Genomic DNA, 18,963 nt, shown 5'->3' with positions numbered 1-18,963 from the left:
AGGTACCTTGACTGAACCCCATTCGATCAGGAGGGCCTCGCGTGCTTCCCGCGCATTCGAACATGATGATCATCCTCGCCGTAATTCTACCTCTGACGGCTCCCGTCAACGCGGCGACACTGTATGTCTCAACAACGGGCGATGACACCAATCCTGGAACCCTAGCTTTACCGTTTCGCTCCATCTCAAAAGCAGCCCAGGTTGCGGCGCCGGGCGCGACCATCACCGTGCTGGGCGGCGTGTATGAGGAGGTGGTCCAAATCCCTGTTGCAGGAACGCCGGAACTTCCGATCACGTTTGAACCTGCGCCTGGGCAGGACGTAATCATCGACGGATCCGCCACCCCGCCGGATACCTCACTTGTACAAATCAACGCGAGTTATATTCGCTTCAAAGGATTTACGGTCCGCCATTCGACACGCACCGGGATTGCAGCCTGGGGAACGCACCACGTCCAGATTACAGATAACAAGGTCTTTGGAAGCAGAAGAGGCGGAATCTGGGCCGGTCACACAGACGCCGGCCAATCCTATGAAAACCTGATCGCGCGCAACGAGGTCTGGGACAATTGCCTGGAGAACAAGGCGCGGTCGTGGGAGAGTGGCTGGCCTCAAGCCATCGGACTACATGCATCCGATCGTAGCGTTGTGCAGGGCAATCGCTCCTACCGCAATTACTGCGAAGGAATTGGCATTCAATCAACCCAAGGCGTCGACATTCGCGACAACACAGTCTTCGACAGTTACAGCGTGAATATCTATCTTGATAATGCGCCGAGAACCGTCGTTCAGGACAACAAAGTTTATCACACTTACAACAGAGATTTTTACCGTTATGGCCGCCCTGCGCGGGGGATCCAAATTGCAAATGAATACACTGAGATCGAATTGCCCTCGAAAAACATCACGGTGGTTCGAAACACATTAGCGGGGGTCGGTAAAGTGACCTACGGCAAGTATCAACGGGCATCGGGCCTCGTCGATAGTGTGATCCGTGAGAATACCATTCTAAAAAAACCCGAATCACTCTGGTAACCACTGCGAAACCAGATCTATCCTAGTATATGCAGAAGCGAGGTGACGATTTTTCACCGTTAACGTGACAGGTCCCTGCGCCCTCTATCTCGCAGATCGGTCCGCTATGCTCTGCCAATTCTGATCGGGAGGTGTCTCCAATCGGATAACGGAGGGAGCTCTATGCTCCAGAGGGAAAATATGGACTTGGGATCGTGGTTAGGGCATCAGGACGATCAACCGCATATTCGAAGAGGCCGTGCAACGAATGGCGATGCAGAGCGAAGTCTCGATCCGCGAGGCCAAAGTCGAGGACGTCCCCAAACTTGTCGTGGTGATGAAGGAACTCGCGGATGGTGAAGATCTGTCCGCTTATATTGAGACCTACGAGGCCCGTCTCCGCGAACAGGCGTTTGGCCCCACCCCCCGCATCAAGGTGTTGTTGGCGGAATTGGACGGTGAGATTGTTGGCCTCGTGAGTTGCACAGTCCGCTCCTCGAACGGGGGAGAGCTTGAGTTTATCAAAATTGATGAACTCGTCGTCAGGGAGGATGCAAGAGGTCGCGGGATCGGGCAAGCACTGATGCAGCGCCTCAACGAGGTGGTGCCCCACCGGGGACGGTTGTAGTCTGGGGACGAGGGGCTATCATGAGTCTGCTCAGGCTCTGCGCCGCACGCGACCGACTCCACCGACGCATACCCTCCGTATTCCAGGATTGTGCTGCAGGTGGCCTGCCGAGGCTGGAAGCGCTCCATCGCGCAAGAATTGTAAGGAGACGCCGACCTTGATGAGAGATGGCTGGGGCGCCAGGATTCGAACCTGGGAATGGCGGTACCAAAAACCGCTGCCTTACCACTTGGCGACGCCCCAATGCTTGAGCGTGTACATAATCGGCCGCGCTCCCTCTGGCAACCCGGTTTTGCAAGCGGAGCCGTTTTGAAAGATATCTGCCAAAAGGCGCAAATCTCCCCTTGCGGCCCCGACAACCCACCGCTATAAGACCGGCCTTCCCGGTGAAAGATCGGTGTCGGAGTGTAGCGCAGTCTGGTAGCGCACCTCGTTCGGGACGAGGGGGTCGTAGGTTCGAATCCTATCACTCCGACCATTCTTACTTTCATATTCCGATCAATTCAGGACTGGTCGACGCGGCATGCGAATGTTGTCCGTCAGATCATCGAAAACGATTCAGCTCCAAGGCAACGTCAGCGACTCAAGCGGGTATGGCGATTGCCTAACGCCTTTGCATCACCGTATGCTGCAATCTGTCCTCTGAGAAAGCACCATGGCGATGATCGCATAGGCTGCTTGGACGGCCCCCAAGGGTTTAGCGGATCTCCCCACTGCTCTGCACGTCTCAAGTAGCCACCGCTAGACGCTCCCTCTCTGCCGAGAAAATTTTAAGTTGCGGTCCGTCTCAAACCGGACGGCTTAGGGAGTTGCCTTATTCTTGGCTCAGAATCGGACTCTAAGGGGGAAATAAACGCTGACCAACGCACTCGGTTCCAGCGCAGACACAGTATTTTCGAGGGGGCCATCCATGTTCCATCCGTCTCGTCTTGTCGGCGGCTGTCTGCTGACCACCCTTGTTGGGCTCTCGGCAGCTCCCGTTGCAGCACGACCTAGCGCATCTGTTGCGCTGACTTCTGAGCGGATGGCGCAGCTGCGGCAGGTCAACAACTATGTTAACAGCACCATAGTTGAAGTCTCCGATCTTGAGCAGTACGGGCGTGCGGATGTATGGGCCCTCCCCAACAACGGCAAAGGGGATTGTGAGGACTTCGCCCTGCTCAAGCGCAAGCTCCTGCTGGAGCAGGGCTGGCCGACAACGGCTCTCTCCATCGCCGTTGGCGCAACCGCACAAGGAGTAGCCCATGCCGTTCTGGTGGCCCGCACCGATAAGGGGGATTACGTATTGGATAATCTCACCTCGTCGATCCGGCTGTCCCACCAAACAGGGCATGTGTTCTGGTCGTATCAATCTGGGAATGGATGGGTCTCGGCCTCCGGTGAGAGAACGAAGGAGCCAACAGTCGATCTCCCGGTGGCCCAGGTCGACCCTGGAGCCCAGATCGCCTTACGCTCGCGCATCAGCAAGCCTCAGTTTCGCTAATTCCCGTTGCCCTTAATCTTCGCTCTAGAGACTGATCCGGACATTGCTTAGCACGGGTACCGTCCGCGACGATCGAGATGCTGATTGCTGAGCGCGAGCGCATTTCGAAGGTGGGGCGCCTGAAGCTGGGGCTTGCACCTGGCGCTCAGGAAGAGTTCCTGTTGGCGGTGCGGCACAAAGCTGTCCTCTGGGCTGGTCAAATGGCGATGCTGGGATGTGACGTGCGTGATGCGGACACAAAGTCGGCATGCGCCCGGCCTGGGCGTTCGCTGCCCGAGTTCTCGCTGATGCATTGGTTGATCCGTCACCGACAGACCTCCACCAAAGCTCTTGGCGGTGTGGCGGCAGCAGTTTAGGACGAAGCAGTCCGAAGGCAGACCCTTGCCATGATCAACGAGACACCCATCCTGAAGTAGGGTTTTAGGTTTCGGTGACCTGTCCCATGGTACGGGATGGCAGAGCAGTGGGGAGCAAGGATGACTGACATTGGTATCGGGGTGCGGATCTCACAAGATCGAAAGATTGCCGAGATCGAATTTGTTGGGAACGGGCAAGGGGCGAAACCGGTCCAACTCGATGCCGATCAACTCTCCAGCCTGATTAGCATTCTCGGCGAGGCCAGGGCCCGCCTGTTAGACGGATGCCCAATGATTCCCCTCAAAGGACAAGAAGTTCGCACCGTCTACCATCCGAACTGGTACATCCAAGTCGCGCAAATCGACGGCTCGCTCCTTGCATTCGATCATCCAGCCTTCGGAGCTGTGGGATTTGCTATCCCAAAATCAGAAGTCGCCGAGATTGTACGCATTCTCAAAGAGCATCTGGCGATGCCATTACCCCAATTGGAACACCGGAATTGATGCCCAGCAGGCGAGTGCGGGACTTAGGCGTGATGACAGGGTGACGCAACCCAACGCGGTCGCTATATTCCTATAAGAACAGGGATCATCCGCACAATCATGACCGGAAAAAGTACCATATCCGATTACCTCAAGAACTTCGCGGGGAACCAAGTTCTCGACTATCGGATGCCATCGGAGCGGCCCGCCCAACCCACAGCGGAAGTCATTCCGTTCCACCATCCCCGACGAACCGCCCCAGAGGCTGGGTCGTCCCAGTTGCGAGCTTCTTCGCCTCACGAAACCCGACCGATCCGTTCCAAGCCCTAGGGGGGTTGAGGGTCGTGCGGCCGCCTGCGATCAAGCGCTCTGCTGCGGCGATCCCATAGGATGGCTCTTCAAGGCAAAGGCCGATATGCGGCCGTCCTGCGCAAGCGATCCAATGGGGATGTTGCTGCTCTCCGATCCAAACTGCCGACAGGAGATATCCACAATCACGTCGATGGAGGGGGATGTGACGCTGACGATCCCGTAGTCCGATCGTCTCCTAACGCCACTAAGCGCTCGCGGAGCGATTGTCGCGTTGGTGCCTCGTAGGGGCGAGCGCCAATTCGCAAGCAATTTGTCAACCGACCCTTGCTAATGCGTCGAGAAGCGCCCGTTCTCGTCGTAGGTTTCATAGTGAAGGGTCTGAGCCGGCAGAGCCTCCAGCTGGCGGGGAGCCCTCGGCCAGTCCTGGGCAGGCTCCTGGCCCTGCGGCATGTAGCGAGGGCGGAAACGCAGGTCGACTAGGGAGCGTAGCTCGGGAGCCGCGAGATCGAGCACGTTGGCGTCGCGCCAGCGCCGGTGCAGCTTGGGGCGGCCCGTCATGCGCCCCCAGAACCCCTGCACCTCCTCCTCGACCTGAAGGATGATGCGACCCGTGAAGGTCTTGCGAAGGTTAAAGCGACCCGTCAGCGCCATTTTACTCTCCCAACTCTATCGTGCTTTGCAAAGAATGCGTGTCCAAGTGCAAGTCACCCGGAACGAAGCCAACAAAAACCTCGGCCCTAACGCGACCGGGACTTGCCGTTGCAAGGCCAATGCAGGCGCGGCTTTCAGGTTCCGGCAGGCGCGCCGGAACCATGTGTCACAAAGGTGGGAGGTGATGTTCCGCACACATCGTCTTGCGAAACATAATGAGGTTGGTGTCGTGAAAAATGAAGATCAGAAAAGGTTACGCAGGGTACTGATAGAAGAAGACTGCGCTCTTTCTCAGTAACGGGGACGCGGCTTGAGGTCGATCGTCACAAGCTGGCCAGTTCGAGGATCGAGGATGGTCATGGCAGCCTCCTGTACTATTCACATGAGGGAAACGCCCAACCTCCCAGAACGATCAAAGCGTCTTGTGGGCATGGTAAGCAATTCGTTACCGAAGCGTGTGCTTTGGCACCTGGAAATTACGAAGCGCGACCTTTAACCCGGGCTCCAGCAGCTGGCGCCCCTCGCTTGAGCGCCGCTATCCCCTTTCACCGGAGATCTTATTGATGAACACCCACTCGCTTGCTTCCACCTGGTCGCCACGCCTTCTCAGCGTCCTGCGCATCGTTTCCGCTCTCATCTTCATGGCGCACGGCACACAGAAGATTCTGGGCTTTCCGGAAGGCGCCTCGCCCGCCATGTTCAGCCTGTCCTGGATCGCAGGCGTACTCGAGTTGTTTGGCGGCGCGCTTCTCGTGCTCGGTCTTTTCGTTCGCCCTGTCGCCTTCGTGCTCTCGGGCCTGATGGCATGCGCCTATTGGATCGCCCATGCTCCGAAGAGCGTTTTCCCCGTGCTGAACGGCGGGGACGCCGCCATTCTCTATTGCTTCGTGTTTCTCTACTTCGTGGCAGCCGGCGGTGGCGTCTGGAGCCTCGACAACATCATGCGCAAGAGCCGCTGAACCGCCGCACGATCCGAGCACGATGGAGGGGCCTGGCGGCCCCTCTTTCATTTAAATCTTGTCGGTTCCTGAGATTTTCATACGCCGGAGGCGCTCATCCTCCATTTCCACATGCAGCGTGTGGTCGTCCTCCTCGTCGAGGGGGTTGGGCATGAGGTCGGTTATCAACCCCGTGGTGGTGGAGGCTGCGGCACCGATGGGCGGAGCAGCCCCCTCGGAGCGCCAGTCCCGCTCCTGCCGGCCTGGCTCGATGCGCCCCTCGTCGTCGAGGATATTCACGACCCGGTCCATATCGCCCTCGCTCACGCGGACCGTCACCAGCGTCCCGCCCTGGCGAACGCCCTCCACGTAAGCCTTGGCCTCGTCCTCGTTGAGACCGGCATCGGCCAATGCGCCCATGAGGCCGCCAAAGGCAGCCCCCGCCCCTGCTCCCACCAGGGTCGAAACGAGCCACCCGGCTGCCACGACTGGCCCGAGCCCTGGAACCGCTACAGTGCCAAGCCCCGCCAGGAGCCCGGCCCCGCCGCCCGCAATCGTGCCCGCCGTAGCGCCGGCACCGGCAAACTCGTGCGAGCCGTCCTCTCCTTCGAGGGAACGCGTGGCATGACGAGAGGCAATGTCGTTGGCGTTGCTGGAAATCAGGCTGATTTCGAAATTCGGGATCTGTGCCGCTTCCAGCCGCTGCACGGCCTTGGCAGCCTCGTCATAGGTGTTGAAAAAGGCAGTGACCTTGCGCTCGGTCATGGATTGGCCTCCGGGATCTGTCGAACTCTCTTGGAGGGCTAATGAGCGGTCCGAAGGAGGGGTTCCGGCCTTCTTTGCATCAAGGCCAAGTTTTGTTGCGGTGCTGCGCGTCCATGCCGCCTTCCTGTTCTTTGAGAATGTTGATACAGTCCAACAAAAGAATGCCGCACACGGCGATTTGGGGGCTCCCACCATGCGACATATTCATCTCGATGAGGGTTTGAGATTGCGTTTTCCCGGCCGCAGCGAAGATTTCGACCAGGGTGTCGAGATCGGTATGATTGCCGTTCTCATGGACCAGGAGAATCTGGAGTTTTCGCGCTGGATCTCACGCGCCAATCTCGGACAGGTAGAGGCCATCGCCAAGCAGATGGGCTACCGAACCATCGAAGAAGGCGGCGATGAGCAGTGGGTGGACATCACCTTCCGCCACAACAGCATCAAGTCGAAGCCCAATCTCCGGCTCGTGCATTCGGCCGGTTAAGCCGACGACGTCTTTCAAAACGAAAGAAGCCGCCCGAGGGCGGCTTCTTTTTTGTCGTCGATTCGCTCAAGCCTCAGCCGCGGCGGGTCACCGACCAGGCGGCCTGCATCAGGGCCACGGCCAGGGCCGTCTTCACCACCGTTGCGGCGACGAACGGGGCTGCGCCCACGGTCCAGGCCTTGGCGAAGGGCATGACCAGCGAGAGCTGGGCCAGGCCGAAGGCGAAGATCACGGCATGGCCGATGCTCATCATCACGATGACGCGGGTCAGCGAACGATCCCAGCCACGCTCGGCCATGAAGCCCATGACCATTGCAGCCGCCAGGAAGCCGAAGAGGAAGCCGCCCGTGGGGCCCATGAGATAGGCCGGGCCGGCAACCGGGCCGGCGAACACGGGAAGACCCATTGCGCCCTGCAGAAGGTAGAGGCCGACGGTCGCGCCGCCGAGACGCCAGCCATAGGACGCGCCGATGATCAGCACGACCAGGGTCTGCAACGTCATGGGAACGTAAGGCAGCGGCACCTGGACCTTGGCGGAGAGGGTGAGCAGCGCCGTGCCCACAGCCATCAGAACGATGGCGCGCAGCGCGGCGAAACGGGCATCGTCCTTGGACGGCCACAGGAGACCGACAAGGGTCGAGGGAGAGGACAGCGAGGAAGCGCCAGTCGCCATAAGATGAACTCCAGATGATTCCGCCTTTCACGGGCGGCTTGGTAAGCCTTATAGGTGGGTCTGATCGGCGTCTCAAGCAGCCGAACGGCCAAGATGTCCGGAACCGGCAGAGATTTCCAAGGATCCCCATGGCAGACGACCTCACTTTCGATACTCGCCCACCCGCCCGATCGGGCGAATGTCTGCAGGTGAGCCCTCTCGTCCGCCGAATCGTCGCCGACAATGCCGGCCCCATCACCTTCACCGGCACCTGCAGCTACATCGTAGGCTCGGGCCGGGTAGCCGTCATCGATCCGGGCCCGGACAGCCCGGCGCATATCGAGGCCCTGCTCAGAGCCGTCCAGGGCGAGACGGTGAGCCATATCCTGGTCACGCATACCCATCGGGACCACTCCCCTGCCGCCCGCGCCATCCAGGCGGCAACGGGCGCCATGATCGTCGGGTGCAGTCCGCATCGCAGCGCCCGCCCCCTGTTCAGCGGCGAAGTGAACTCTCTCGAAGCAAGCTCGGACAAGGATTACGCCCCCGACCGGGAGCTCGCCGAGGGCGAGGCGGTGCAGGGCCCCGGTTGGACCCTGGAGGCTCTCAGCACCCCCGGACACATGGCCAATCATCTGGCCTTCGCCTTGCCCGAGGAGAAGGCGCTGTTCTCCGGCGATCACGTGATGGCCTGGGCAACGACCGTGATCGCGCCGCCGGATGGCTCCATGAGCGAGTTCATGGCCTCCCTCGACAAGCTGAAGGGCCGGGAAGAAATGGTCTATTGGCCGGGTCATGGCGGCCCGGTTCAGGATCCCCAGCGCTTCCTGCGCGCGCTCATCCATCACCGCCGCCTGCGCGAAGCATCGATTCTCAATCGGCTGAATGCAGGCGACCGCACGATTCCCGAAATCGTCGCAGCCATCTATCAGGGCCTGAACCCTGCTCTCGTGAATGCGGCAGGCCTGTCGGTCTTCGCTCATCTGGAGGATCTGGTGGCCAAGGAGCAGGCCGCCACGGACGGCCTCCCGAGCCTGACGGGCGAATATCGCCCGACCTGACGCGACCTATTTCACCGCCAGTGCCAGGTTGGACGCTTCCTCAAGGAATTTGCGGATCCGCGCGGCATTCGTGCCGAGGTCGTGATGACCGATGCGGGAGGCGGAGCGGATATCGATCCGTGTCCCGTCGACCCGGGGACGAACTCGCACGGTGATGTCGTCGGGCAGCTTCAGCGGGAAGCCACGATCTATCGCCTCCAACCGTCCGATCCCGGTGCGACCGCCGGGAGGGACGGTTTCGACGATCTGCCACCCGAGATTTTCTGCGGCTTTGACAACCAGGGGAAAGGCATCTTCCGGCGGAATATCCAGGCTGAGGGGCGCGATCTGCACATAGGCCTCGCGCTGCATCTCGCGCTCTTCGGGACCGACATCGGGCGGCACGCGACCACCACGGGCTTCAAGGGTCGCGCGGGAGCGCGAAAATGTCGGCGGATTATCGGTATCCGTTGAGACATCGCTGATCGCCGGCAATGTCAGGGCCTTGAGCCCAAGATAGGACGGATAGCCGAGAACGAGGGCCGCCAGCAGCAAGCCCTTGATCGCACTGCTCAAGCCCCGGCGCCCTTCCTGCCAGATACGGATGAAGGCGATGAGGGAAAACCCGACTGCGACGATCGCAATCGCAAGTCCAAGCCCCAGGGCGATGAAACCCGATTGATAATCGATGCGGTTGAAGCGAATCATCAGCGCCGACAGCACCGTCACGATCAGCGCAAACCACGCCAGCGTGGGCGACCATTTGGCCGGCCGGGAATAAGGTTCTTCAATAATGAGACGCCGCATCAGGAGGTTTTACAAATCTCTTTGAGTGCGCGCCACTGCCCTTGGCTAAGAAGAGGCTCGCCGGGTTGGGAAGGCACCTGTTTTTCCAAAGCTTTCAGGCGTTGGTCGGTGATCGGGTGAGTGGACAGGAAAGCGGGAATGGCTCTTTTGTTCCGCTCCCCCTCGCCTCCCTCGTCATCTTCGTCCTTCTCGATGCGTTTGAGCAACAGCGCCATCGGATAAGCAGGACGCGCCAAAGCGACCATGGTCCTGCCAGCGAAATCGTCCGCGGCCGCCTCGGCGTCGCGGGAATAGGCGCTGTCGACGAGATAGCGGCTCGCCAGCACGATGGCGCCGCCGCCTGTCACATCGCCGAACAGCAACCCGAACAGATAGGACGTTCCGCTGGACTGGATCAGCTTGCGAAGCCCGTCGCGGTTGACCACGTGACCGATCTCGTGGGCCAGCACGCCGGCAAGTTCATCGGCGGATTCGGCTTGGTCCAGGAGCGCCTGGAAGATGTAGATCCGGCCTCCGGGAAGCGCGATGGCATTCGGTATCCTGGATTCCAGCACCGCCACGTCGAGGGAAGCTTCAATTCCCTCCGCCTTGCTCAAACGATCCGTGAGAACGCGGAGAGCAGCAGTTCCTTCCGGCGCGTCACAGACCTTGCCCCTGAAGATCGCGCGCACCTGATTGTCCACCGCCTTGCCGATGCGCCGTTCGTACTCGACCGGAACGAGGGGCGTGAGCGTTTGCGCGAGAAGCGGGATGAGAAACAGCACGCACAGGATGATCGAAACCGCAGTCGCCGCGGACCAGAATACGATGCGTCCCGTGCGCTCCTTGTGCTCCGGCGCATCGAGACGATGACAGTGCAGCCGGATGGCAGCCTGATCGGTGGGATCCGTCACGTCGAGCCGCGCCAGATCGGGCCCACCCTCGCGCGTCACTCGCACGACGCCGTCAGGCGCATCCTTCCGCCGGACGTCCGCAACAGGCCAGGAGGCGATCCACTCGCCTCCCTCATGAATGTCGAGACTGGATGCGGTGACCGTGAGAGTGACGTCCCTGCGCCGGGCGCTCACTCCGTCATAGAACACCGCATCCATCATGGTTCACCTTAAATGCCGACGTTGAAGTCGAGCGCGTCGGCGAGCCCCTCGCCCATGGTGCCGGCAGGCTGGCCTGCAGCACCAGCCGCGTTGAGCGAGCTCAGGTTCGACACTGTCGTCGTGGTGACGATCGCTGCCCACAGGCCGCGGCCATAGAAGTAGCGCTGGATCACGCCGAAGCCGAGGAGGAGCACGAGATAAGCAATCGCACCCAGGAGACCGATCACGATTGCACCCGCCGTCCATTGGTTGGCCTGAATGTCGCTCATGGCATCCTGGAAGAAAGCACCGGCGACAGAGGCTCCAAGGGCGAAGACGAGGCCAAACGCAATCAGGAAGCCGATGGACGAGAACAACGTCTTGAAGAAGAGGCCGTAGAACGTGCCGATCCGCAGCTGGCTCGACACGGTCGCCTCACCAAAACGCAATCCATCCAAGTACCAGCGAGTGAAGATGGCCATCACGAGAGGCATCAGGACGATGTAGATCAGGAGCAACCCGCCAACCGCGATTTGCGCCGCAAGGTAGGCCGCAGCTTTTGACGCGTCCATGTCCTCTCCGAGATCAAGATCCATATCGGCCAAGGAATTGAACACTTCTGCGCTGCCCAGGCCCAAGCCGGCGATCAGGACGATGCCGATAGCCCACACCCACCAGCCGCGTTTGAACAGCGTCCAGCCGGTACCGGAAAAGTCACCCTGAACGGTGCCGAAATAGGTGTGGCGCATGCGGTAGCGCTCGAGGCTCGCCATAGCCCATGGCAGTGCGAGACCGATCGTGAGGATCGTGGCGAAGTCCCACATGATGGCGCGGAAGGCATAAGCCCAACCGGAGCCCTTCATCCAGAAGCGCACGCCACGGAAGACGGTGCGGGTCGCGCGGTAGCGGCGTGCGCGATAGCTGCCGAAATGCGCAAGCACGTAGAGGATGAGGATCAGCGGAATGCTGGCGAAGGCAGCGATCTCTTCGAACGCCAAGGACAGCACGAAAAGCGCGATGTAGAGCGGCGCGAGAACCGCAAGCGCGATCAGGAAGCCGACCAGCAATTCCTTCGCCGTCCCGGTATATTCGAAAGATTCACCCTCAACCTGGGTGTTGGCCCAGAGATGACGACGCAGCTTCGTAGTCAGCCAGAAGCGATAGAAGCCGAACGTCGGAATTTGATAGAGGCTGCCGGCGATCAGCATCTTCAGGAACTCACCCCCGCGTCCCGAAAAGGACATGGGGGAGGCCTGAGGCGAAATGAGGGGAGCGTTGGAGGAGATTGAGGCAGTCATTGTCCTAACCTTCAGGGAAGATTGGGAAGCCATAGCATGAGATCATAATCTTATAATGTTACTTTGCGCACATTCCCCATCTTCTTCATGACCATGCGGCGAGAGGCTTAGCCTTTTTAGTGGCTGGCGCTCTCCTCCAGGGATGACGCCAAGGATTGTTTCACTATAAACTGTCTGCCTCTACCAGGAGCCACCATCTTTGACGTCCCCTTCTCCCGCACCCACGGATCTTGGCGCCGATCCACTTCGAATCTGGTTTCGTGTCATTCGCCTGCATCGCCGCGCGGTCAACACTGTTGCCAGCGAGTTGAAGGCATTGGGCTTGTCGATCCCCCAATTCGACCTGCTGTCCACGCTGACGGAACGGGAAGGCTTGAGCCAGCAGGAACTGGCGGAGCGGCTCTATGTGACCAAGGGAAATGTGTCCGGACTTCTCGACCGGATGGTGGAGGCCGATCTCGTGGAGCGCCGCTCCATTCCCGGAGACCGGCGCTCCAATGCACTCTACCTGACGAAGAAGGGACGGGACCTCGCCGAGAAGGGCATTGCTGCCCAGCGCGCCTATGTGCAGCGTACCCTCGGCTCCCTGCCCGAACGGGATCTTGCCGATCTTGAGCGCATCGTGCTCGCCTGGCGCGAACTTGCCCGCGCCCAGGAGGATGCAACCCTCGCCAAACTTCAACTATAGGCACTCATGTTCGATGCCGTGGCATTCGCAGGCGGCGGTAACCGCTGCTACTGGCAGGGTGGTTTCTGGGAAGCGGCCTCCCCGCTCCTCGGCCTCACCCCGTCCATGGTTGTCGGCGTGAGCGCAGGCGCATGGTCCGCCTGCTATAGCCTTCTTGGCCTGGGACGGAAGGTCAATGAGATGGTGGCCGAGGGCTGCAGCCAGGGCCGCCGCAATTTCGAATGGAGGGCATGGCGCAGCGAGGGCTCCCCTTGGCCCGTCTCGCTCATGTACCGCAGCCTCATTGAAGCGATCATCGACGACGCAGCCCTGACGCGCCTCAAACAGGGTCCGGAGATCCTGATCGGCCTTGCGCGCAAGCCGCGCCACCTGCCGCTCTCCATTGCCGTTCCGCTTGGCATCGCCACGTACCAGATCGAGAAGAAATGGCGCTCTCCGGTCCATCCCCGCGGCGGCCGCGTGCTCGGCTTCAGTCCCGAATTCGTGCGCCTGCAGGATCTCGAAACGCCTGCAGAAGTCTCGGGCGCACTCATGGCGAGCGCGAGCGTGCCGCCCTTCATGCCGGTCGGCCGCATCGGCGGCATGGCCGCTCTCGACGGCGGCCTCGTGGACAACGTACCGACCGAGCCTCTGCTGCCGGTGGAAGCCCAAGGGGGCAAGACGCTGGTCATCCTCTCGCGTCTTTATCGCGCCTTCCCGCACGTGAAGGGACGCACCTACATCCAGCCATCCGTCCCCGTTCCCATCGGGCAATTCGACATCACCAACCCGTCGGGCATTCGCAAGGCCTACGAGATGGGGTTGAGAGATGGAGAAGCGTTTGCGAAGCGTGCGGCTTCGCACATTTGATCACGAGGCTTGGCCTTAAGCACAGTCCCATGCCGTTACGGCAAGACACCAAGGGGACTGACCATGACACCACGCTGGATCGAAGCCATCCTATCGAGCCACGTCTTTGAAATCGCCGCTCGCGTTCTCTTCACCTTTCCGTTCTGGGGCAGCGGCCTCATCAAGCTCATAGACTTCAGCGGCGGCATGGCGGAGATGAGCCAGTTCGGGCTCGAGCCGGCCTGGCTCTTCAACGGCCTCACCGTCTTCGTTCAGCTCACAGGCTCGGCGCTCATCATTCTCAACAGGGGCACATGGCTCGGGGCCGGCATGCTCGGGGTCTTTACGTTTCTGACCATTCCGATCGTCCATGCCTTCTGGCGGCTCGAAGGCGAGCGCGCCATCATGGCCTTCCATACGGCTGGCGAGCACATGGGCATGATCGGCGCAATGGCCCTGGTTTCGATCCTGGCCGCCCGTTCCAACCAAGCGGCGCCTAAAGCGAGCTCCAACGAAATGAAGCTTGGCAACGCTGGAATATTGCAGCGTTAATCTTGGATTCAGCCTGAATGCATCATGTGTGGGACAACACGCACATGAGCGAGGACGTGCCTTACTCAAGTCATGGCTCCCCGATCATGAACGGCAGGTGCAAACATCTGCCGGACCCGGAGGAAATTATCATGAATTCGAACGCCCAGAACCGCGATCCGCAATCCAGCTCCAAGCCGGCCGAGGCCGTTCCGGCCTTCAAGCCGGTTGCCCTTCCCGCCCTCGCCGCCGCCATGCGCTCCGCAAAGCATCAGCCCGCAAAGGCCAAGGCGCAGGAGCTTCCTGCGATCCTGCGCAAGGAAGCCGCGATCGACCGCTGATCAGGCGCCGTGCCTAAACAAAAAAGCGCCCAGAGGGCGCTTTTTCTTATCCGGATTCAGCGCATTAGCGCACGATCACTTTCGTGTTCAGCCCCACACGATTGTAGAGATCGATGACATCGATGTTGCGCATGCGAATGCAGCCCGACGATACCGCCTGCCCGATCTTTTCAGGCTCGTTGGTGCCGTGGATGCGATAGAGCGTGTCCTTGTTGCCCTCATAGAGATAGAGGGCGCGGGCGCCGAGCGGGTTGTTGGGGCCACCCTTCGTGAACTGCACATGCGGCCAGCGGGCCTTCATCTCGGCGGGAGGATTCCAATCCGGCCATTCGGCCTTGCGGGCGACGCGCGAGGTGCCAGTCCAACCATAGGCCTCGTCACCGACGGTCACGCCGTAGCGGATCGCCTGCTTGTTCGGCATTACGTAATAGAGAAAGCGTTGCTTCGTATCGACGACAATCGTACCGGGAGCTTCGCCCGTCGGGTCCTCGATCAGATAGCGTCCATAGCGCGGCTCTTCCTGTGCGGGCGGAACCTGCGCCATCCATTCGGAATCGCGGGCAGAAACCTGGGGATCGGGGATACCCTTGAAGGTGCAGCCGGCAAGGGCTGCCATGGTTGCCAGAAGGAAGACGAGGCTCGAAAGGCGCATCGGAACAGAGCTCTGCTTTGCTGCCGCCAGGACAGCACGAGTGTTACGTAACAATATTACGATAGGGCGGACTAACCTAAGGTCAATAGGCGAATCGCCTGAACAATGCCACGGTTAACCCCATTCGAGTGTTGCATCGCAACAACATAGACAGGCGCGCGCACGGCTGCGACACTGCTTTTCCACCCAAATCAAGTGTTTGAATGTCCACGCTCTACATCAGCCATCCGGCCAGCCTCGACCATCAGACCCCTCTTGGCCATCCGGAGCGCCCCGACCGCATCCGCGCCATTGAACGCGCCCTGGAGAAGGAGCGCTTCACCAGCCTGATCCGGGATCAGGCTCCCATGGCCGAGATGGAACACCTCACCCTGGCGCACCCCGAAGATTACGTGGTCAAGCTGCGAGACATCAGCCCCAGGGAGGGCCTCGTCCGCGTCGACGAGGACACGGTGATGTCACCTGGCACCTACGAGGCTGCCCTGCGCGGCGCCGGAGGCGCGGTCAAGGCGGTGGATGGAGTGATGTCGGGCCACGTCAAGAACGCGTTCGTCGCCATGCGTCCGCCGGGTCATCACGCCGAACGCATCAGAGCCATGGGTTTCTGCTTCTTCAACAGCGCGGCGATTGCCGCACGACATGCACAGAAGAAGTACGGCGCTGAGCGCGTCGCGATCTTCGATTGGGACGTACACCACGGCAACGGCACGCAGGACATCTTCTGGAGCGATGCGAGCGTGCTCTATTGCTCGACGCATGAGGCGCCGCTCTATCCCGGGACGGGCGCCATCTCGGAAACGGGCGAGCACAACAACATCGTCAATGCGCCGCTCAACGCCGGCGACGGCACGGAGGCTTTCCGCGAGGCGGTGGACACAGCCATCCTTCCGCGCATCGATGCCTTTCGGCCCGATCTCATCATCATTTCAGCAGGATTCGACGCCCATTGGCGCGACCCGCTTGCGAGCCTCAACGTCACAGAGACGGATTTCGCCTGGGCGACGCGCAAGCTGATGGATCTCGCCGACCGGCATTGCGGCCAGCGGATCGTGTCGGTCCTGGAAGGCGGCTACGATCTCGAAGGACTGGCGAAATCGACGGCCTTTCATCTCGATGCCCTCATGGGGCGCGAGATGAGCACCTGACGTCGCTTCCCAGATGCTGGCCTGATCCTGAGCGTCTGGCCCCGAAAAGATGTGGCGCATGCGCTCCTCCTCTTTGCGCGGAGGAACGACGCCGTCAGCGCCTCATGGGCCAGCCTCTCAGGATGAGGCTGTGCTTTGGATGAAGGGCTTTTCGATCAGCCCTCGATCGGTTCGTCGCCCAGCAGCTCGATCCCGAAGCCGCTGAGGCCCACGTAAGAACGGCTCGATGTCGCGAGATTGCGGATCGATGCTACGCCGAGATCCTTCAGGATCTGCGCGCCGAGGCCGATTTCACGCCACTGGTTGGTGCGCGCGACTTCGGAGGCGGTCTCCTCGCTCTCGGCGAAAGTGGTGGTGGGCACTCCCGCCGTTCCATCGCGCAGATAGACCAGAACGCCCCTGCCCTCCTTCACGAAACGCTGCATGGCGGCGGCCACCGTCTTGCCACCCTCGAACACGTCGGTGAGCGCGTTGGCGCGGTGCAGGCGCACGGGAATGTTCGTGCCGTCCCCGATGCGGCCATGGACAACCGCCATATGCTGCACGCTGTCGAACGGGGTTGAATAGGCATAACCGGTGAACGCCCCCCAAGGCGTCTCCACCGGGAAGGTGGCGATGCGCTCCACGAGCTTCTCGCGGGACTGGCGATAGGCGATGAGCTCAGCCACCGAGATGCGCTTGAGGTCGTGCTTCTCGGCGAAGGCGTCGATCTGCGTGCCCTTCATCACCGTGCCGTCGTCGTTGGCGAGTTCGCAGATCACGCCCACCGGCGGCAGGTTCGCAAGCTTGCAGAGATCGACGGCCGCCTCAGTGTGGCCCGAACGCATGAGCACGCCGCCATCCTTGGCGATCAGCGGGAAGATGTGGCCGGGCCGCACGAAATCGGCCGCGCCCATGTTGTTGTTGGCGAGCGCGCGCACGGTGTTGGAGCGCTGCTCGGCGGAAATGCCGGTGGTGAGTCCGTGCTTCACATCGACAGTGACTGTGAACGCAGTACCGAGGGGCGCATCGTTCGAGGCCACCATCGGATCGAGGCGCAGGCGGCGCGCTTCCGCAGCCGTCAGCGGGGCGCAGACGATACCGCAGGTGTTGCGGATGATGAAGGCCATTTTCTCCGGCGTGCAGAGGGAGGCGGCGACGATGAGATCGCCCTCATTCTCGCGGTCGTCGTCATCGGTCACGATGACGATTTCACCACGAGCGAAAGCCTCGATAGCTTCGGTGACGGAATTGGGCATCAAGGCCTCCTGAAGGGATGGGGGCAGAAAATCGTTGGGCGTGACCGCACCGCGGGTCTCACGAGCGATCAATTCGGCGGTGTCCCGCGAAAGCCAGGCATGTTCGGAATTGCACATCTGGGTAATGGCGCCAGGCGTGACGCCTATCCGCCGCGCAAATTCCACGCGGGACACGCCGTTCCGGGACAACCATTCAGCCAGTTTCATGCGGCTGACTTAGCCGATGGAGCGATTTTAGTAAAACTAAAATTTGCCGATTGAGGTTTGCAAAGAAGCAGCCGCCTCAATGCTCAGAAGGCACGAAAGCGCCGTCTCGAAGGAGAGTCTAGAGAGGACTGAAACCCCCTTCGAGACGCAGCTGCGCTGCTCCTCAGGATGAGGGAGAGGGTGAGACAAACGGAGTCACCGGCACAAGGCAGGCGACGACGTATGCGAACTTCAAGCCTTGAACGGCCAAGCCGGGCTATCGCCAACCTGCCCGCGATGGCGCAGGACATGGTCGGCCAGCACGCAGGCCATCATGGCCTCGCCCACCGGCACGGCGCGGATGCCGACGCAGGGGTCGTGGCGGCCCTTGGTCATCACTTCGGCCTCAGCGCCTGTACGGGTCACGCTGGAGCGGGGGGTGAGGATCGACGAGGTGGGCTTCACGGCGAAGCGGCAGACAACCGGCTGGCCCGTGGAAATGCCGCCGAGGACGCCGCCCGCATGGTTCGACAGGAAGGTCGGCGCTCCCTGATTGCCGGAACGCATCTCGTCCGCGTTCTCCTCACCGCGCAGCGCCGCAGCCGCGAAGCCATCGCCGATTTCGACACCCTTCACCGCGTTGATCGACATCATCGCGGAGGCGAGATCGGAATCGAGCTTGCCGTAAATCGGCGCGCCGAGACCCGCCGGAACACCCTCGGCCACAACTTCGATCACTGCGCCTATGGAAGAGCCCGCTTTCCGCAGGCCATCGAGATATTCCTCGTAGAAAGCCGCCGCCTTCGCGTCCGGGCAGAAGAAGGGATTGCGGGACACCTCGTCCCAATCCCAGTTGCCGCGGTCGATGGCATGGGGCCCCATCTGCACGAGGGCACCCCGAATGGTGACGCCAGAGAGAACCTTTCGCGCAACCGCGCCTGCCGCCACGCGGGCCGCCGTCTCGCGGGCAGAGGAACGGCCGCCGCCGCGATAATCGCGGATGCCGTATTTCGCGTCATAGGTGAAATCCGCATGACCCGGACGATAGGAGTTCTTGATCTCCGAATAATCCTTCGAGCGCTGATCCACGTTCTCGATCATCAGCGCGATGGGCGTGCCGGTGGTGACTTGCTGGCCTGTGCGCTCGTCCATGAACACCCCGGAGAGGATCTTCACCTGATCCGGCTCCTGGCGCTGGGTCGTGAACCGCGACTGGCCCGGGCGGCGGCGGTCGAGCTCCGCCTGGATCTCGGCGGCCTCGATCGGGATCATCGGCGGACAGCCGTCGATGACGCAGCCGAGGGCCGGACCGTGGCTTTCGCCGAAGGTGGTGACGCGGAAAAGGTGACCGAAGGTATTGTAGGACATGGC

General features: G+C 61.0%; 22 protein-coding genes and 2 tRNA genes. 14 read left to right on the top strand and 10 right to left on the bottom strand.

Annotation, left to right across the window (positions count from 1 at the left end; translation table 11 throughout):
• The first annotated feature begins 62 nt into the window (after positions 1-62).
• Together BLP10_RS14085 and BLP10_RS14080 are read left to right on the top strand one after the other, a co-directional pair.
• Positions 63-1,034, top strand: a complete 972-nt coding sequence (locus BLP10_RS14085; RefSeq protein ID WP_091135519.1) for a right-handed parallel beta-helix repeat-containing protein — start codon at positions 63-65, stop codon at positions 1,032-1,034.
• Positions 1,035-1,281: 247 nt separating this feature from the next.
• On the top strand, positions 1,282-1,641 hold the full coding sequence (locus tag BLP10_RS14080) for a GNAT family N-acetyltransferase (protein ID WP_091135516.1): 360 nt from the start codon (positions 1,282-1,284) through the stop codon (positions 1,639-1,641).
• A gap of 168 nt (positions 1,642-1,809) precedes the next feature.
• On the opposite strand, the gene BLP10_RS14075 is transcribed toward BLP10_RS14080, so the two are convergent.
• Positions 1,810-1,884 (bottom strand) — tRNA-Gln (locus tag BLP10_RS14075).
• Positions 1,885-2,042: 158 nt separating this feature from the next.
• On the opposite strand from BLP10_RS14075, the gene BLP10_RS14070 reads away from it, so the two are divergent.
• The 4 genes from BLP10_RS14070 (at position 2,043) to BLP10_RS14055 (ending at position 3,984) form a co-directional block, all read left to right on the top strand.
• Positions 2,043-2,119 (top strand) — tRNA-Pro (locus BLP10_RS14070).
• A 432-nt stretch (positions 2,120-2,551) separates the two neighbouring features.
• A complete protein-coding gene (locus BLP10_RS14065; RefSeq protein ID WP_091135512.1) occupies positions 2,552-3,124 on the top strand; it encodes a transglutaminase-like cysteine peptidase in 573 nt (190 codons plus the stop codon).
• Positions 3,125-3,201: 77 nt separating this feature from the next.
• Positions 3,202-3,480 (top strand): hypothetical protein, encoded by a 279-nt coding sequence (locus BLP10_RS14060; RefSeq protein WP_091135509.1) that lies wholly within the window; start codon positions 3,202-3,204, stop codon positions 3,478-3,480.
• Positions 3,481-3,600: 120 nt separating this feature from the next.
• Entirely contained in the window at positions 3,601-3,984 is a 384-nt protein-coding gene (locus tag BLP10_RS14055) for a hypothetical protein (protein ID WP_091135507.1), read from the top strand.
• Between the two features lie 618 nt (positions 3,985-4,602).
• On the opposite strand, the gene BLP10_RS14050 is transcribed toward BLP10_RS14055, so the two are convergent.
• Complete coding sequence (locus tag BLP10_RS14050) at positions 4,603-4,926, bottom strand: hypothetical protein (protein WP_091135505.1); 324 nt, start codon at positions 4,924-4,926, stop codon at positions 4,603-4,605.
• A gap of 563 nt (positions 4,927-5,489) precedes the next feature.
• On the opposite strand from BLP10_RS14050, the gene BLP10_RS14045 reads away from it, so the two are divergent.
• Positions 5,490-5,885 carry a DoxX family protein gene (locus tag BLP10_RS14045; protein WP_091135502.1) on the top strand — a complete coding sequence of 132 codons (396 nt, stop codon included), beginning with the start codon at positions 5,490-5,492 and terminating at the stop codon, positions 5,883-5,885.
• Between the two features lie 51 nt (positions 5,886-5,936).
• On the opposite strand, the gene BLP10_RS14040 is transcribed toward BLP10_RS14045, so the two are convergent.
• Positions 5,937-6,629 carry a hypothetical protein gene (locus tag BLP10_RS14040; RefSeq protein ID WP_091135501.1) on the bottom strand — a complete coding sequence of 231 codons (693 nt, stop codon included), beginning with the start codon at positions 6,627-6,629 and terminating at the stop codon, positions 5,937-5,939.
• Here BLP10_RS14040 and BLP10_RS23555 point away from each other — a divergent pair.
• Positions 6,610-7,113 (top strand): hypothetical protein, encoded by a 504-nt coding sequence (locus BLP10_RS23555; RefSeq protein WP_244510532.1) that lies wholly within the window; start codon positions 6,610-6,612, stop codon positions 7,111-7,113. The two genes, BLP10_RS14040 and BLP10_RS23555, sit on opposite strands and share 20 nt — an antisense overlap.
• A 73-nt stretch (positions 7,114-7,186) precedes the next feature.
• On the opposite strand, the gene BLP10_RS14030 is transcribed toward BLP10_RS23555, so the two are convergent.
• Positions 7,187-7,786, bottom strand: coding sequence for a biotin transporter BioY (locus BLP10_RS14030; protein WP_091135499.1), 600 nt, complete (start codon positions 7,784-7,786; stop codon positions 7,187-7,189).
• 128 nt (positions 7,787-7,914) lie between these two features.
• Between BLP10_RS14030 and BLP10_RS14025 the strand changes: the two genes are divergently transcribed.
• A complete protein-coding gene (locus BLP10_RS14025) occupies positions 7,915-8,826 on the top strand; it encodes an MBL fold metallo-hydrolase (RefSeq protein ID WP_091135497.1) in 912 nt (303 codons plus the stop codon).
• A gap of 6 nt (positions 8,827-8,832) precedes the next feature.
• Here BLP10_RS14025 and BLP10_RS14020 read toward each other — a convergent pair whose 3' ends face one another.
• Genes BLP10_RS14020 through BLP10_RS14010 form a run of 3 tightly spaced genes read right to left on the bottom strand, consistent with a single transcriptional unit; the run spans position 8,833 to position 11,983 of the window.
• The gene (locus tag BLP10_RS14020; protein WP_091135496.1) at positions 8,833-9,612 is read right to left on the bottom strand and encodes a DUF1499 domain-containing protein; all 780 of its coding nucleotides are present in this window, start codon (positions 9,610-9,612) and stop codon (positions 8,833-8,835) included.
• Positions 9,612-10,706, bottom strand: a complete 1,095-nt coding sequence (locus tag BLP10_RS14015; protein ID WP_091135494.1) for a M48 family metallopeptidase — start codon at positions 10,704-10,706, stop codon at positions 9,612-9,614. Before BLP10_RS14015 ends, BLP10_RS14020 begins: the two co-directional genes overlap by 1 nt.
• 8 nt (positions 10,707-10,714) lie before the next feature.
• The gene (locus BLP10_RS14010) at positions 10,715-11,983 is read right to left on the bottom strand and encodes a DUF898 family protein (RefSeq protein ID WP_175493913.1); all 1,269 of its coding nucleotides are present in this window, start codon (positions 11,981-11,983) and stop codon (positions 10,715-10,717) included.
• 199 nt (positions 11,984-12,182) lie between these two features.
• On the opposite strand from BLP10_RS14010, the gene BLP10_RS14005 reads away from it, so the two are divergent.
• The 4 genes from BLP10_RS14005 to BLP10_RS22860 all read left to right on the top strand — a co-directional run bounded on the left by BLP10_RS14005 (position 12,183) and on the right by BLP10_RS22860 (position 14,371).
• A complete protein-coding gene (locus BLP10_RS14005) occupies positions 12,183-12,671 on the top strand; it encodes a MarR family winged helix-turn-helix transcriptional regulator (protein WP_091135492.1) in 489 nt (162 codons plus the stop codon).
• Positions 12,672-12,677: 6 nt separating this feature from the next.
• On the top strand, positions 12,678-13,520 hold the full coding sequence (locus BLP10_RS14000) for a patatin-like phospholipase family protein (protein ID WP_091135490.1): 843 nt from the start codon (positions 12,678-12,680) through the stop codon (positions 13,518-13,520).
• 63 nt (positions 13,521-13,583) lie between these two features.
• Entirely contained in the window at positions 13,584-14,051 is a 468-nt protein-coding gene (locus tag BLP10_RS13995) for a DoxX family protein (RefSeq protein ID WP_091135488.1), read from the top strand.
• 131 nt (positions 14,052-14,182) lie between these two features.
• Positions 14,183-14,371 (top strand): hypothetical protein, encoded by a 189-nt coding sequence (locus BLP10_RS22860; RefSeq protein ID WP_139165498.1) that lies wholly within the window; start codon positions 14,183-14,185, stop codon positions 14,369-14,371.
• A 64-nt stretch (positions 14,372-14,435) separates the two neighbouring features.
• Here BLP10_RS22860 and BLP10_RS13985 read toward each other — a convergent pair whose 3' ends face one another.
• The gene (locus BLP10_RS13985) at positions 14,436-15,023 is read right to left on the bottom strand and encodes a L,D-transpeptidase (protein WP_091135484.1); all 588 of its coding nucleotides are present in this window, start codon (positions 15,021-15,023) and stop codon (positions 14,436-14,438) included.
• A gap of 203 nt (positions 15,024-15,226) precedes the next feature.
• Between BLP10_RS13985 and BLP10_RS13980 the strand changes: the two genes are divergently transcribed.
• Positions 15,227-16,168 (top strand): histone deacetylase family protein, encoded by a 942-nt coding sequence (locus BLP10_RS13980; protein ID WP_091135482.1) that lies wholly within the window; start codon positions 15,227-15,229, stop codon positions 16,166-16,168.
• Between the two features lie 155 nt (positions 16,169-16,323).
• Here the strand turns inward: BLP10_RS13980 and ribB are convergent, their stop codons facing one another.
• Entirely contained in the window at positions 16,324-17,613 is a 1,290-nt protein-coding gene (gene ribB, locus BLP10_RS13975) for a 3,4-dihydroxy-2-butanone-4-phosphate synthase (RefSeq protein ID WP_091135480.1), read from the bottom strand.
• Positions 17,614-17,844: 231 nt separating this feature from the next.
• Entirely contained in the window at positions 17,845-18,960 is a 1,116-nt protein-coding gene (aroC, locus tag BLP10_RS13970) for a chorismate synthase (protein ID WP_091135478.1), read from the bottom strand.
• Positions 18,961-18,963 lie beyond the last annotated feature (3 nt).

The organism is Microvirga guangxiensis (assembly GCF_900102135.1).
In the GTDB taxonomy this organism is placed as follows: domain Bacteria; phylum Pseudomonadota; class Alphaproteobacteria; order Rhizobiales; family Beijerinckiaceae; genus Microvirga; species Microvirga guangxiensis.
This window is presented reverse-complemented; position numbering and strand designations above follow the sequence as displayed.